Raw genomic sequence first — 14,300 nt, forward strand, 5'->3', positions numbered from 1 at the left:
CCGGACCGCCTCAGCGCTTTATGCCCACATCACGTGTGCATCATGACCTGCGCCGCTCACGCTTGGCGTCTGCGGTTCGGCATAGTCGGCAATCCGCATGGGAACTTCCTCCGTGAGAGATCTCAGAAGCTCCTGGAACATCTGATGAAGACTGTCCCAGACCTTCACCGGCGCGTCCGTGTCACCGGTCTGCAGGCCGTACAACACGTTCCCGAAACCGTCTCCGGCACGGTGATCGACGATGAGCTTCCCGCCCGTGAGATCAGAGGCGATCGGAACCCACCGTACGTGGAACGAGTACCCGTACACACCGTCGTAAATGTCACGTAGGTCAGGGTCTTCCGACTCGTTCGCATCGATCCACTCAGCGATGCCTTCCTCCATCCACCGCTGACCGTCACGCATTCCAGCCGAGGTGAGCAGGATGAAACCCCCAGGAAGGATTACCCCTGGGCCCGCATGGCTGGTGGCGGACGACCCGTCATGACGCCGCAACCACGTCACGAGATCGGGATGCAGGTCGAACCGCCGGTCAGCAATGGCGTCGATATCATCCTGCGTAGCCGGAGGATTCAACGCGGCATAATCCGCTGGAGCGTTAGCCTCCAGCCACGCATCGAGGTGGCCCAGTACGTCATCGAGTGAATCAGTCATGCGACGACCCTAACAACTGCCAATCCATCACACTCCATTTCCGGCAGGCGCCCGAGCCAGCGACCGAGTGCAGTCGAGCCGATCACGACCGGGGAGTCCAGGCCCGCCCGACACTTTGCCACCGAACGCGTTACCCGCGTCCCCTCCCCGTTTGCAGTGGCAGGTGCGGGCTTGGTGTTGTCGTCGTCGGCGCCAGGTGGACCAGTTCAGGATGTGGTCGGCGGGCGTGGGTCGGCGGTTGGTGAGGCAGGTGATCAACCGTCGTATTCCGGCGAGGCTGAGATGGATGAGCTGGGAGGATCCGTTTCTGCCGCATACGGCCTCCAGATGCGCGGTCTAGGCCCCGAGCCGCGGTCGCGGCGCCCTGCCAAAAGGCGCGGGCGCCGGCGCCGCTGCCGCGTGCGTCAGGCCGGGACGGTGGCCGGCGTGGCGAGGTGGCGGGCGAGGAAGCGGACCGCGCTGTGGGCCTCGAAGCGGGGCAGTTCCTTGTGCTTGCCCGAGTTCACGTGCAGCGACTTCTCCTTCGAGGCGAAGGCGTCGAACAGGGCGAGGCCCTCCTCGCGGGAGATGTGCTCGTCGTCCCACTGCAGGTCGAACTCGACCGGGACGGTGATCTGCTTCGCCTTCTCGGCCAGGACGTCGGGCCAGTGCTGGCCGAAGACCGCGGCGGTGATCCTGGGTTCGGCGGCCACGAACGGAACGCCGATCGCGGTGCCCATGTTGAGTCCCCAGTAGCCGACCGGCCCGTCGGGGCCGATCTCCGGGAGTTCCTGGAGGGCGTCCAGGGCCGCCCGGTACTCGGGCACGGCGCGCTGCGCCAGGTGGTCGTTGTAGCGGACGACGATCGGGCCTTCCGGCTCGCCGGCCGCCCGCGCCCGGAACAGCTCGGCGATTTCCGCCTCGTCGTGTGCCGTGCGCGGCCGGTCGCCGTGACCGGGCGCGTCGAGGACGGCGACGTGGAAGCCGCAGCCGTTCACGAGGAGCTGGGCGCGGCCGGACATCGCCGGGTGCTTCTTGTGGTTGCCGCCGCCGTGGCCCATCAGGACGAGGGGTGCGCTTCCGGCCGCGGGGGAGGCCGGCGACCAGAGGACGCCGGGAACGCCGTCCACGGTGAAGTCGCGTTCGGTCATGCCGTTCGACGACGACTGGGCGGTGAACTGCAGAGAGTGCATGGTGTGGCCTTTCGGGAGTGCCTGGGTGTGGAGGCGCTCCCGGCGGCACCTGTGTCAGTCGCCGGCCGTGACGGGAAGGGGGAGCACCCACGTCGATACAGCGTTCATGGGTCTCACCTCCTCGGCCGGCGTCACGGTCGACTGCAGGCTAGCAGCACGGTGATCAGTCCTCCCGTCCTTTTTCCGGCCGTAGCCTTCCAGCCGTAGCCGCGGCTCCGGGCAGGGCTCGAGCAGGAGTCCGCCGGGCCCGGCCTGAAACGGGCGTGGTGTGCGGGCCACGTGGCACGGCGGCGTCCGGCGCGCGGCATGATGGGGCCCGGTCCGGGTACGCGCAGAGCTACCGCCTGCTCACGGGAGCCGGCACGGACGGCAGGGAGGGCCAGTGATGACGACGGCACCCGTCGGCACGACGACCGGCTCCGGCACGCAGTTGCCGCAGATCGCGGACCCCCAGAGGATCGCGCCGCAGGACGCCCGCGAGCTGACCCGGGTGTTCTTCGAGCGGCTCGCCGTCCTGGAGGAAGGGACCCACGAGTACCAGTACGCGCGCAACACGCTCATCGAGATGAACATGTCGCTGGTGCGCTTCGCCGCCCGCCGGTTCCGCAACAGCGGTCAGGACATGGAGGACGTCGTCCAGGTCGGCACGATCGGCCTGATCAAGGCCATCGACCGGTTCGAGATCTCCCGCGAGGTCCAGTTCACCAGCTTCGCGGTGCCGTACATCGTCGGTGAGATCAAGCGGTTCTTCCGCGACACCTCCTGGTCCGTCCACGTGCCGCGCCGGCTGCAGGAGGCGCGCGTGGAACTGGCCAAGGCGAACGAGGAACTGCGCAGCCGGCTCGGCCGTTCGCCCAGGGTCAGCGAACTGGCCGCCCTGATGAACCTGTCGGAGGAGGAGGTCGTCGAGGCACAGATCGCGGCGAACGGCTACCAGTCCACCTCCCTGGACGCCGCCGTCAGCCACGACTCCGACGACGGCGAGGCGGCCCTCTCCGCGTTCATCGGCGAGGAGGACGGCGCCCTCGCGCTCGTGGAGGACTTCCACGCCCTCGCTCCGCTCGTCGCGGAGCTGAACGAGCGGGACCGGCGCATCCTCCATCTGAGGTTCGTCGAGGAGATGACCCAGGCCCGGATCGGTGAGGAACTCGGCGTGTCCCAGATGCACGTCTCGCGCCTGGTCTCCCGCCTGCTGGCGCGGCTGCGCTCGGGCATGCTCGCCACGGAGTGAGCCGGAGCGCCCGGCGTCCTCACCGCGGGGTGATGTCCTGGCGGGGCAGGCGTACGACGGTCACGAAGAACTCGTCGATCTGGCGGACCGCGGCGATGAACTGGTCGAGGTCGACGGGCTTGGTGACGTAGGCGTTGGCGTGGAGCTTGTAGCTGCGCAGGATGTCCTCCTCGGCGGAGGACGTCGTCAGCACGACCACGGGGATGTGGGCGAGGTCGGGGTCGGACTTGATGCGTTCCAGAACCTGCCGGCCGTCGTACTTGGGCAGGTTGAGGTCGAGCAGGATCAGGTCCGGGGTCGGGGCCTGGGTGTGCGCGCCGCGCCGGTAGAGGAAGTCGAGTGCCTCCTCCCCGTCGCGTGCGACGTGGAGGGTGTTGCCGATCTTGTTGTCCTCGAACGCCTCGCGGGTCATCAGCTCGTCGCCGGGGTCGTCCTCGACGAGGAGGACCTCGATGGGCTGTACGGCGGGGGTGGTCATGCGGGCTGTCCTTCCGGGGTGGTACGGGCGGGCGCTGTGTCGTCGGCCGTGCCGGGCGCAGCGGCCGGGAGGACGAAGCAGAAGCGGGTGCCGTCGGTGTACGCGGTGTCGATCCAGATGCGCCCGCCGTGGAACTCGACGATCTTCTTGCAGAGAGCCAGGCCGATGCCCGTGCCGGAGTAGGCGTCGCGGCCGTGCAGGCGCTGGAAGATGACGAAGACCTTCTCGGCGAACTCCTCCGGGATGCCGATGCCGTTGTCCGCCACGCTCAGCCGCCAGCGCGCGGTGTGCTCCTCGGGGTCCGTTTCGGCCTGGCAGGTGATGCGGATGTGCGGCGGGCGGTCGGGGCGACGGAACTTGATGGCGTTGCCGAGCAGATTCTGCCAGAGCATCACCAGCAGCATCGGGTCGCCGGTGATCTCGGGCAGTTCGTCGGGACGCTCGATGACGGCGTCCGACTCCTCCGCCGCGGCCGTCAGGTTGGCGACCGCCTTGTCCAGGGCCTGGTCCAGCGAGACGGGCACGTTGGCGTCGTTGATCCGGCCGACGCGGGAGAAGGTGAGCAGGTCGTTGATGAGGGTCTGCATGCGCTTGGCGCCGTCCACGGCGAAGGCGATGTACTGCTTCCCCCGGTCGTCCAGCTCGTCGCCGTACCGCTTTTCGAGCAGCTGGCAGAACGAGGCGACCTTGCGCAGCGGTTCCTGCAGGTCGTGGGAGGCCACGTAGGCGAACTGCTCCAGCTCGGCGTTGGAGCGGCGCAGTTCCACCGCCTGGGCGTCCAGGTCGGCCGTCTGCCGGGTGAGGTGCTCGTGCCGGGCGTGCGAGGCGTCCAGTTCCGTCACGAGGCGCCGCCGCATGGCTTCGACGTCGTCCGCCATCGCCCGGATGTCGGCGGGACCCTCGGACGGGATGCGGTGCTGGAACTCGCCCCTGGCCACCCGGCGGGAGGCGACGCGCAGCCCGTCCAGCGGCCGGACGACGAGGGCGTGGACCAGCAGGGCGAGGGCGCCGCCGGTGACGAGGAATGCGGCGACCATGGCGCCGAGCACCCAGTCGCGTACGGTGCGCACGTGGGTCAGCTCGCTCCTGCCGTCTTGCCAGGCCTGGGCGAGATGGGTGTTCTGCTCGGTGAACAGGGTGCGGATGTGCTCGAAGGCCTCCTTGCCGCGGTCCGTGGTGGCCGTGTCGACCGTGCGGGGCCTGCCCGGGGTGACGCCGGCGACGAGGGGTTCGGCGTAGGTGCGGCGCCAGTCGGCCGCCGCGCGTTCTATCCCGTCCAGGTCCTGGCGCAGGGTCGCCCGGTCGCCGATCAGCCGGCGCAGCCGGGCGGCGGAATCCCGCTCGTCGCGTTTGCCTTCGGTGTAGGGCGTGAGGAACTGCGGGTCGGCGGCTATGGCGTAGCCGCGCACGCCCGTCTCCTGGTTCAGCAGGGCGTTCTGCAGACGGAGCGCCTCGGCGCGGGCGGGCTGGACGTCCTCGATCAGCTGGTCGGAGACGTTCGCGGTCCGCGCCAGCAGCTCGGCGCCGATCACCGAGCCGGTCACCACCACGGCGATCATCACCGCGAGGGCCATGTGGAACCAGCCCTGCACGGTGATCCGGCTGCGCCGACGGGGGTTGGCGGGCGCAGGAGACGTTGTCACGGTCACGATTCCTTGCTCGGTCGGGGTTGCCGGTTCCACCGCAGGTGCACCACGGCCACGTCGTCGGCGAGACCGCCGTGGTCCTCGGCCAGCGCCTCGGCATGGCCGATGAGCTTGTCCACGAACTCCTCGGCGGGCAGGGCGGCGCTCGCGCGGGCCGCCTGCAACAGGCCCTGTTCTCCCAGTCGTTCGTGCCCCGGTCCGGTACGTCCTTCGAACAGGCCGTCGGTGAACAGGACGATCCCCGCGCCGGCGGGCAGGGTGACGTCCTCCACGGGCCAGCCGGCCATGCCGCTCGGCAGCACCCCGAGCGCCGGCCCGCCCGGCACCTCCACCCACTCCACCTCGTCGCCGGTACGCAGCAGCATGCCGGGATGGCCGGCGCGCATGACCCGCGCCGAGCGCCCGTCGGGCAGCAGGTGCAGGCTGGTGAGCGTGGCGAAGATCTGCTCACCGGTGCGCTCGGCGATCAGGATCTCCTCCAGGGTGCTCAGTTGCCGGGCTCCGGTGGCGCCGCTGACCACCAGCGTCCGCCAGGCGATCCGCAGCCCCACGCCGAGCGCGGCCTCGTCGGGGCCGTGTCCCGAGACGTCGCCGATCAGCGCGTGGACGCTGCCGTCCGGGGTCTGCACGACATCGTAGAAGTCGCCGCCGAGCAGCGCCTGTTCCCGGCCCGGCAGGTAGCGGGCGACCACCTCGACGTCCGGGGCGTCACCGAGCAGAGGGGTGGGCAGCAGCCCGCGCTCCAGCCGCCGGTTCTCCTCCGCCCGCAGCTGACCGGCCTGCAGAGCCGCGGCCGCCTGTTCGGCCAGCTTGCGCTGTATGGCGTATCGCACGGCGCGGCCGAACAGCTCTGCTTCGACCCGTCCCTTGACGAGGTAGTCCTGGGCACCCGCCGCGACCGCCGCCAGACCGGCGCTCTCCTCGGCCAGGCCCGTCAGGACGACCACCGCGACGTCGGCGTGCCGGCGTACCCGGGCCACGCCCTCGAGCCCGTGGGAGTCGGGCAGGTGCAGGTCGAGCAGTACGCAGTCCGGGGTCTCCTTGGCCAGTGCCTCACGGGCCTCGGCCAGGGAGCGCACCCAGGTCAGCCGCATGCCGGGAGTGCAGTCGGCGACCAGTTCCTCCACCAGGAGGGCATCCGCCTCGTCGTCCTCGATCAGAAGCACCGAGGGTTCCTGCCAGGCCCAGGCGGCCCCGGTCGCCGTGGCGGAGCCGGGAACCACCCGTACGCCGACAAGTCCATGCTGTGTTGGGAGCATCCGTCCCTGGTTCCCCCTCGAACGCCTCGGCAGCCCTCCGGACTCTTGGTTGCCGTACGGCAACGAACGAAGAGTACTGGCAGCGTCCCGTTGTGTCTTCACCGGCCTGCCACGGCTATTTGGGCACTCTGGCGCGGATCGTCTTGCCCCGCGCCGCGGACTCCACCGTTACTTCGTCGGCGAGCCTGCCCACCATGAGCAGGCCGAATCCACCGGATCCGGTGAAGTCAGGCGTTCGAGGGCGCGGCGGCGCGGGGTCGCCGTCGCGGACGGCCACGGACACCGCGTCGGGTGCGTCCTCCAGTTCCAGGACGCAGAGGTCGCCTCGGGCGTGCCGTACGGCGTTCGTCACCAGTTCGGAGACGACCAGCTCGACCGCCGAGGCCGTCTTCTCGCAGACCGGGGACCGAAGGCCGTCGAGGAACGTGCGGGAGGCGCCGCGGGCGTGGGCGGCGGCGTCGGACCGGCGGCCCAGGACGGCACGCGTCCGCGCTCTCGTGGCCTCCCGCAGGTCACGGCTTGCCATGCAACGACCTCCTCCTCGTGGGCGCGTCTGCGGTTCAGTCGGTGTGCGAGCGGCTGCGCGGCACCCTCACCAACGGGCTCAGCCGTCCGTACAACTGGTCGACCGCTTCACGCAGCACCGGCCGGTCCGGCGGTGCGGCCGTCGCCAGGACCTGCTCCAGAAGCTGACGGCGGCGCTGGCGCGTCGCTTCGAGCACGCACGTGCCGGCACCGGTGAGGCAGAACGCGCCGGACGGAACGCGCCGTACCAGCGTGCGCTGTTCCAGCCGTCGGAACAGTCTCGCCGCGGACGCGGCGTCGACGCCGAGGACCTCGGCGATCGCGCCCGGGCCGGCCGGCTCGTTCTCCAGCGCGAGCAGAGCGAGCATGTGCTGGCCGGAAAGCGTCGGGGCGACGTCCTCGTGGGCCCGCCGCCACAACTCGGCCAGCGATTCGGCGACGTGTTCCGCCGCGATCGACGCTTCGACGGGTTCGGGATGCACTGACATGGCTTTCCCCTTCCTCGGTGCCGTCGGGAAGCGCCCTTACCCACCTGGCAGGACTTCAGCCTCGCCGCTGTGTTCGAGAACACTCTCAGCTGCGCGGCAGGCGGGTGATCCGGTGCCGGTGACCGGCCATCCGGAGGACGGGGCCAGTGGCTGCTGAACGCCGGCGCCGTGCCCCCCGCTTCCGCACGATCAGCTCTGGACAACGCGTGCCCGCCATGCCCTTGTCCCATCCGGCCGGCGGGCTACGGCGCGGGCACCGCCGCCGAGGACGCGGCCGGACCGCTGTGCGTCTCCTACGATGGCCCGGCCGGCGGTGCTTGCTCGGCGGCCGTTCGGGTACCGCGTTTGAATGAGGGTGGCATCCGTATGTGCAGACGATTACTGAAAGCGAAGTGTTCGTGACTCGTCTCAGCGGCTTCGGGGACGACCAGGCAAGCGGGCCGGACGATGATCCCATGGCGGCCCTCGCGCTGGAGCTCGCCGATGCCGTGGACAGTCTCGCGACCCTGTGGTCGGTCGCCGCGCAGGGAGCGCGGCTGCGCCTGTCGCCGCACCAGCTGCGGGCCCTGCGGATCCTTCAGGCCGCGCCGGGGCTCAACCTCACCGCTCTGGCGGAGAGCATGGAGATAGGGATGCCCACGGCCAGCCGGCTGTGCGACCGGCTGGAGGCGGCCGGCCTGCTGGAGCGCGTGCTGCACCCGCGCAAGCGGCGCGAGGTGCAGCTGAACCTCACGGGGCACGGCCGGCAGGTGCTGGACGAGGTGGCCGCCCGCCGGTCGCGGGCGCTCGCCACCGTGTTCGCGGCCATGGGGGCGGGCGACCGGGACGCGCTCAGTCGCGGCCTGCAGGGTTTCCTCGCGGCTCAGGACGGCGTCACCCGGGGCCCGGACCGCCCCGGCGCCTGATCGCGCGAGCGGGACGCGGTCAGCCGCGCCGGCCCTTCCAGTCGAGGCAGACCACGGCGGCGTCGGACATGAGGTCCTTGCTGCCGTAGTGCTCGATCAGCCCCGCGACGACCGAGCGGGCCGTCTCGTGCGGCGGTGCGGACCGGGTGGCGCCGAGGATCTGGCGCAGGGCCCGTTCTCCGAACAGATCGCCTGCCGCCGAGCGGGTGCCGTGCACTCCGGTGCTGACCGCGATCAGGCGGTCGCCGGGCTCGACCCGGAAGGTCTGCTCGGCGTACAGGGTCTCCTCGAACATGCCGAGCGGCAGCTGCGCCTCCAGCTCGATCCGCTCGGTGTGGTCGCCGCGCTGGCGGAACAGCTGCGGTGACCCGGCGTCGACCGCGCGTACCGCGCCGGAGACCAGGTCGAACTGCAGCAGCAGCGTGGAGGCGTACGCCTTGCCGCCGTACTGCGCGAAGACCGCCTGGTCGGCGAGGCACGCCTGGTCGGCCAGGGCGATGCCGGCGCGGCGGGCGTTGCGCAGGGCGCCGACGGCGAGGCTGGTGAGCAGCGAGGCGTCTATGCCCTGGCCCATGCCGTCGGTCACGGTGAGGATGAGGTGGTCGGCGCCGGCGGACCAGTCGAAGTTGTCCCCGCCGATGGCGTAGGCGGGTTCGAGGTGCGCGCCGATGGCGTACTCCTCGCGGGCCGAGCCGCAGCCGGGCAGGAGCTGCCACTGCATCTCGGCGGCGAGCGTGAGGCGGCGGGTGCGGCGCGCCTGGACGTAGAGGTCGGTGTCGCGGTCGGCGGTGGCGACCTCGTGGCCGAGCGCCGTGGCGAAGTCGCCGAGCTGCAGCACGGTGTCCGGGTCGACGGGCCCTGCGGGCAGGCGCACGGAGAGGACGCCCATGCGGTCTCCGCGCACGGTGATGGGCAGATGCACCAGGTGGCCGGGGGGCTCGCGCAGGACCTCGATCACCGGGCTCTGGTTGATGAAGGCGCTGCCCGCCGGGCCGTCGTGGGCGGGCACCGGGGGGCCGGTGTGCGGCAGGTGGGACACCGGTTGCAGCACGGTCAGTCCGTAGTCGGCCAGCAGGAGGGTCACCTCCTGGGCTCCCGCCCGCTCGGCCAGCAGACGGCGGGCGGTGGCGACCAGCGCGTGGGGCGGGGCCGCACGCAGCAGGGCCTCCGCGGACGGAAGCGATTCAGAGGCTTTCACGGCATCCACCCTCTCGCCTGGTGGCCTCCACGCTACCGCTCCGCGAGCCGTGACCGGCAGCTCTCCTTCCGGCCTGGGCTCAGGCGCCCTCCGTGCGCCGCTCCGGCCCGGCCGGCGTCATGGTGTGGCACAGCAGCAGACAGACGTCGTCGTCGCGTTCGGAGTCGTGCAGGAGGGGTTTGAGCAGGGCGTCGGCGGCGGCGTCCGGGTCCTGTTCCAGTTCCGGTGCGCTCAGTGCGCCCAGTGCCTGGCCGAGGCGTTCGATGCCGGGGTCGATGCCCTGCGCCCGGCGTTCGACCAGGCCGTCCGTGTACAGCACCAGGGACGAGCCGGGCTGCACCTCGGCGACATGGTCGGCATAGGTGTACGTCACCGGGATGCCCAGCATGACGCCCGGCTTACCGCCGAGGACCCGCACGGTTCCGTCGGCGCCGCGCACGACGGCGGGCGGATGGCCGGCCGACGCCCAGACCACCTCGGGTTCGCCGGGCCGGAAGCGGGCGACCAGCGCGGTGGCGTACAGGTCGGGTTGCAGGTGGCGGAGCATGTGGTGCAGGCGCGTGAGGATCTGGCCGGGGGTGGAGTTGTCGACGGCGTAGGCGCGCAGCGCGGTGCGCAGCTGGCCCATGACGACGGCGGCGTGCAGCCCGTGGCCGGTGACGTCCCCTATGACGGCCAGCAGGCTTCCGTCGGGCTGGAGGAAGGCGTCGTACCAGTCGCCGCCGATGTTCAGTCCCTGGGTGGCGGGGAGGTAGCGCGCGGCCAGGAGCAGCCCGGGGACGGCGGGCAGGTCGGTCAGCTGGGCCCGCTGCAGGGTGTCGGCGGTGTCGCGGTAGCGCTCGTAGCGGCGGGCGTTGTCCAGGGCGATGCCGGCGCGGCGGGCGAGTTCCACCAGCATCACGCAGGTGTCGGGGTCGAAGCGGGGGCCGGGGGCGGTGAGGGTGAGGACGCCCAGCAGGCTGTGCGCCCCCAGGGGAATGGCCAGCAGGGGCCGCTCGGGAGACAGGGCGGACGGCGGGAGGTCGCCGATGCCGGGCAGGTTGCCGGGGTGGGGGGCGGCGTGCTGGGGCCGGCCCGCGCGGGCGGCGGCCACCGCGGCCGCCGAGTGGCCCCGCACCGGGTGGGGCCGCTCGTCGTCGTCCTCGTCGAAGAGCCAGACGTCGAGGTCGGCCGCATAGTCCGGGATCAGCAGCTCGGACAGGCGGCGCAGGATGGCCGTGGGGCTGAGGGACGCCGTGATGGCGGCGCTGGCGTCACCGAGGAAGGTCAGCAGGCGGCGGGCCCGCTCCGCCTCGGCGCGGGCGGCCCGCTCGGCGTCGAGCAGTTCGCGCTGGGCCCGTACGGCGGCCTCCAGGTCGGAGTGCAGCGCGAGCACGCCCTGGTTGGTGTCGTGCAGCTCCTCCCGGTGCAGCCGGATGAGGTGGTCCTGCTCGTCCAGCAGGCTCAGCAGGGCCGCGGTGTTCTCGTCGGCGTGCAGGAGGGCCTCGGGCAGCGGCAGGCCGGCGCGGGGAGGGTGCCCGGGGGGCGGGTGGGGCAGGGGGCAGCCGAGGGCGGGGCCGCCGGCCGCGGCCGGGAGGTTGGAGCCGACCGGCCGCAGCGAGACGTCGAGCCGGCCCTCCTGGTGCGCGCCGGCGTGCCGGAGGTGGAGCAGGAGTTCCCACTCGCCGCCCTGGCCCAGGCAGTGGCGCAGCCGGGCCGTGAGCGACGTGAGGAAGCGGGCCCGCTCCAGGGCCGGGGTGTCGCCGGCGGTGAGGACGCGGTCGACGGCGGCACGGGCCAGTGCCGCGTCGGTGACGGACGCGATCTTCCAGACGTCGGGAGGTGCGGTCATGTGCGTCCGTCCGGGGGTTCGGGGGCCAGGACGGCCACGCTGGTGTCGTCGCGCAGCGGGCGTGCGGCGCTGCCGGCGTCCCGCAGGACGACCGCGGCCGTCACGGCCGGGTCGTGGCCGAGGAGCCGGGGGTCGTGCGGTGGCTCCCAGCGGCTGGGCAGCCCGTCGCTGTGCAGGACGAGCAGGCTGTCCGGCCGCCAGGGTGACTGCTGTACGGGCACGGTGGCGGGAAAGTGGGCGCCGACGATGCCCGGATGGGAGATGAGCGGCTGCCACACGTCCTCGGTGCGGAGCCGGGCGCCGATGTTGCCGACGCCGGCGAAGGACAGCCGGCCGGTGCTCTCGTCGAGCTGGGCGACGCCGACGGCCGCACCGCGTGTGGTCCGCAACGCCTCGTGGAGGCGCCGCAGGATGTCGGCCGGCGGCAGACCGGCACTCGCGTGCAGTTCCTCCACGGCGGCGGTGGACGCCTCGGCCGCCTTGCCGCCGTGGCCGAGTCCGTCGGCGAGCAGCAGCGTGACCGTCGGACCGGAGCGCACCCAGGTGAAGGCGTCGCCGGAGTGCTCGGCAGGGGAGAGCGAGGTGACGATGCCCCCGGCCCGAACGCCCGTCGCGGAGGGAGCCGCCGGCCCCGGTGACCGGGTGCCCGGGGGACGCGCCGGCCTGATGCGCGCCACGGCGACCGTGCCCCGGCCCGGCCTGCTGTGCAGGTCGAAGTCGCTGGAGACGCGCAGGCAGGTGCCCAGGCCCGCGCCGAGCGAGGAGGAGGCGGTGGTGTGCCCGTCCCGCAGGGCCGCCTGGACGTTGCCGATGCCCGGCCCGTGGTCGAGCGAGGTGATCTGCACCCCGGGCACGGCTTGCGCACGGGTGTCGCAGGGAGCGGTCAGGTTGATCACGATGCGGCCGCCGCCGGCGTGCTTGACCAGGTTGGTCGCCAGCTCGGTGGCCACCAGCGCCGCGACCGCGGTGGAGTGGGCGTCCAGCCCGGTGCGGGCGCAGGCGGCTTCCGTGGCCACGCGCACGTCCCGCACCCGGGTGCTGTCCTGGACGGGGATGTCCCAGACCCGGCTCATGGCGCACCCGTGCGCGGGCCGGGCACGCCCGTGGCCCAGTCGGTGATGGTGACGGTCGTGCCCTTGCCGGGGCGGCTGTCGAGCGTGAACTCCTGGACCAGCCGCTTGGCGCCGCTCAGGCCGAGGCCCAGGCCGCCGCCGGTGGTGTAGCCGTCGGTCATGGCCAGATCGATGTCCCGGATGCCGGGGCCGTCGTCGACGAACGACAGCCGCAGTCCGCGCCTGCCCGCCTCTTCCAGGACTCTCATCTCCACGGACCCGCCACCGCCGTGCACCAGCGTGTTGCGGGCCAGTTCGCTGACCGCGGTGACCAGCTTCGTCTGCTGGACCAGACTGAAGCCGAGGTCGGCGGCGGCCCGGCGTACGCGCTGGCGTACCCAGGCCAGGTCCGCGTCCGAGCCGATGGGCAGACGCGTGGTCGGCGCGAGTGGGGCATGCATCATGCACCCTCTTCCGGATGAGCGGGTGAGGCTGCCGAGGGGGCACGGCCCAGCAGGGCCAGTGCCCTCTCGACGTCCAGGGCCGTGTCCAGGCCGGGCAGGGTGAGGCCCAGCTCGACCAGGGTGATGGCCACGGCGGGACGCATGCCGGCCAGCACCGTCCTGGCTGCCAGCAGGTGTGCGTTCGCGGCGATCTCGGCCAGGATGCGGCCGAGGAAGGAGTCGACCATCTCCACGCCGGAGATGTCGATCACGACACCGCCCACCGGCACCGGGCTGGCCGCGATGCGGTGGGCGAGGTCGTCCTTGAGCTGTTCGGCCGCCCCGTCGTGCAGCTCGCCTTGCAGGGTGACCAGCAGGACGTCTCCCAGTGCCAGGACCGGCACCGTGCCCGCGTGGCCGGAGAAGCCGGTCACCGTGCGTTCGCTCCCGCGTCCGGGCGTGGCGAGACGACGATGCCCTGCTGGGTGAGGGCGTGGGCCAGGGCGTCGGCGAGGCCGGCCCGCGTGATGATCGACCCCAGGTCGATGCCGAGGTGCACGATGGTCTGCGCGATCGCGGGGCGGATGCCGGAGACGATGCACTCGGCGCCCATCAGACGGGCCGCGGCGACGGTCTTCATCAGGTGCTGGGCGACGAGGGAGTCGACGGTCGGCACGCCGGTGATGTCGAGGATGGCGTACCGGGCCCGCTGCTCGACGATGGCCTCCAGCAGGCTCTCCATCACCACCTGGCTGCGGGCGCTGTCCAGCGTGCCGATCAGCGGTACGGCGACGACGCCCTCCCACAGCCTGATGACCGGGGTGGCCACCTCCAGCAGCTGCTCGCGCTGCCGGGCGATCAGCTCCTCCCCCGCGCTGAGGGTCGTCTCCATGACGACGAGGCGCAGCGTCCCCATGAGCACCGCCAGCGCGAGCACGCACGCGTGCGCGTGCTCGTCGGCGGACCCGAACTCGGCGCGCAGCAACGCGGCGGCCGGTTCGCGCAGCCCGGCGACCTCCGCGGTGATCTGCGCGGGGCTGAATCCGGCCCGGGCACGGGAGGCGGCCATCCGGCCGAGCTGGTCCTTCACGGCGCCGAAGCCCGGGGCGTCGATGTCCTCCAGCCGCCCGGAGCGGGCCACCTCGGCCAGGGCGTCCACCACGGCCTTGCACGCCTCGACCGCCTCGTCCCGGGAGACGGTGAACACCATGCTGAACAGAGCGGCGTCCGCCCACCGCTGGGCGATCTGCTCGCGCCGCCGCTCCAGGAAGGCACCCAGCTCCTGCACGACCTCGGGGGCCACGTCGTGCTGCTCCGCCACCTGCATCGTCTCCCTGCTGTGCGCTCGGCGGCCCGCCTGGCCGCCGAGCCATGGAACAATTATTGCTTTATGGCAAGCGTTGGTGCGACGGTATCGG

At 72.1% G+C, this 14,300-nt stretch carries 15 protein-coding genes; 2 read left to right on the top strand and 13 right to left on the bottom strand.

What is annotated here, in order from left to right:
- Positions 1–18 precede the first annotated feature (18 nt).
- Both OG956_RS04095 and OG956_RS04100 read right to left on the bottom strand, forming a co-directional pair.
- On the bottom strand, positions 19–654 hold the full coding sequence (locus tag OG956_RS04095) for an SMI1/KNR4 family protein (RefSeq protein WP_330336547.1): 636 nt from the start codon (positions 652–654) through the stop codon (positions 19–21).
- Positions 655–1,058: 404 nt separating this feature from the next.
- A complete protein-coding gene (locus OG956_RS04100) occupies positions 1,059–1,826 on the bottom strand; it encodes an alpha/beta hydrolase (RefSeq protein WP_330336548.1) in 768 nt (255 codons plus the stop codon).
- 385 nt (positions 1,827–2,211) lie between these two features.
- On the opposite strand from OG956_RS04100, the gene OG956_RS04105 reads away from it, so the two are divergent.
- Positions 2,212–3,057, top strand: a complete 846-nt coding sequence (locus tag OG956_RS04105; protein ID WP_330336549.1) for an RNA polymerase sigma factor SigF — start codon at positions 2,212–2,214, stop codon at positions 3,055–3,057.
- A 19-nt stretch (positions 3,058–3,076) separates the two neighbouring features.
- Here OG956_RS04105 and OG956_RS04110 read toward each other — a convergent pair whose 3' ends face one another.
- From OG956_RS04110 to OG956_RS04130, 5 genes are all read right to left on the bottom strand, one after another.
- Positions 3,077–3,535 carry a response regulator gene (locus tag OG956_RS04110; RefSeq protein WP_330336550.1) on the bottom strand — a complete coding sequence of 153 codons (459 nt, stop codon included), beginning with the start codon at positions 3,533–3,535 and terminating at the stop codon, positions 3,077–3,079.
- Positions 3,532–5,109, bottom strand: a complete 1,578-nt coding sequence (locus OG956_RS04115; RefSeq protein ID WP_330342731.1) for a sensor histidine kinase — start codon at positions 5,107–5,109, stop codon at positions 3,532–3,534. Before OG956_RS04115 ends, OG956_RS04110 begins: the two co-directional genes overlap by 4 nt.
- Positions 5,110–5,180: 71 nt before the next feature.
- Positions 5,181–6,440: a PP2C family protein-serine/threonine phosphatase gene (locus OG956_RS04120; protein WP_330336551.1), complete on the bottom strand. Its 1,260-nt coding sequence runs from the start codon at positions 6,438–6,440 to the stop codon at positions 5,181–5,183.
- A gap of 115 nt (positions 6,441–6,555) precedes the next feature.
- Positions 6,556–6,966, bottom strand: coding sequence for an ATP-binding protein (locus OG956_RS04125; RefSeq protein WP_330336552.1), 411 nt, complete (start codon positions 6,964–6,966; stop codon positions 6,556–6,558).
- Positions 6,967–7,000: 34 nt separating this feature from the next.
- On the bottom strand, positions 7,001–7,453 hold the full coding sequence (locus tag OG956_RS04130; RefSeq protein ID WP_330336553.1) for a MarR family winged helix-turn-helix transcriptional regulator: 453 nt from the start codon (positions 7,451–7,453) through the stop codon (positions 7,001–7,003).
- A gap of 398 nt (positions 7,454–7,851) precedes the next feature.
- Here OG956_RS04130 and OG956_RS04135 point away from each other — a divergent pair, with 398 nt between their 5' ends.
- Complete coding sequence (locus tag OG956_RS04135; RefSeq protein ID WP_330336554.1) at positions 7,852–8,358, top strand: MarR family winged helix-turn-helix transcriptional regulator; 507 nt, start codon at positions 7,852–7,854, stop codon at positions 8,356–8,358.
- Positions 8,359–8,377: 19 nt separating this feature from the next.
- Here OG956_RS04135 and OG956_RS04140 read toward each other — a convergent pair whose 3' ends face one another.
- From OG956_RS04140 to OG956_RS04165, 6 genes are all read right to left on the bottom strand, one after another.
- Positions 8,378–9,565 carry a PP2C family protein-serine/threonine phosphatase gene (locus OG956_RS04140; protein ID WP_330336555.1) on the bottom strand — a complete coding sequence of 396 codons (1,188 nt, stop codon included), beginning with the start codon at positions 9,563–9,565 and terminating at the stop codon, positions 8,378–8,380.
- Positions 9,566–9,635: 70 nt separating this feature from the next.
- Entirely contained in the window at positions 9,636–11,387 is a 1,752-nt protein-coding gene (locus OG956_RS04145; RefSeq protein WP_330336556.1) for a PP2C family protein-serine/threonine phosphatase, read from the bottom strand.
- Positions 11,384–12,460, bottom strand: coding sequence for an ATP-binding SpoIIE family protein phosphatase (locus OG956_RS04150; RefSeq protein WP_330336557.1), 1,077 nt, complete (start codon positions 12,458–12,460; stop codon positions 11,384–11,386). Before OG956_RS04150 ends, OG956_RS04145 begins: the two co-directional genes overlap by 4 nt.
- On the bottom strand, positions 12,457–12,900 hold the full coding sequence (locus OG956_RS04155; protein WP_330342732.1) for an ATP-binding protein: 444 nt from the start codon (positions 12,898–12,900) through the stop codon (positions 12,457–12,459). Before OG956_RS04155 ends, OG956_RS04150 begins: the two co-directional genes overlap by 4 nt.
- Positions 12,900–13,316, bottom strand: coding sequence for an STAS domain-containing protein (locus OG956_RS04160; protein ID WP_330336558.1), 417 nt, complete (start codon positions 13,314–13,316; stop codon positions 12,900–12,902). The genes OG956_RS04155 and OG956_RS04160 overlap by 1 nt, the downstream gene beginning before the upstream one ends.
- Positions 13,313–14,209 carry an STAS domain-containing protein gene (locus OG956_RS04165; RefSeq protein ID WP_330336559.1) on the bottom strand — a complete coding sequence of 299 codons (897 nt, stop codon included), beginning with the start codon at positions 14,207–14,209 and terminating at the stop codon, positions 13,313–13,315. Before OG956_RS04165 ends, OG956_RS04160 begins: the two co-directional genes overlap by 4 nt.
- Positions 14,210–14,300: the final 91 nt, after the last annotated feature.

It is taken from the genome of Streptomyces sp. NBC_00557, assembly GCF_036345995.1.
Classification (GTDB): domain Bacteria; phylum Actinomycetota; class Actinomycetes; order Streptomycetales; family Streptomycetaceae; genus Streptomyces.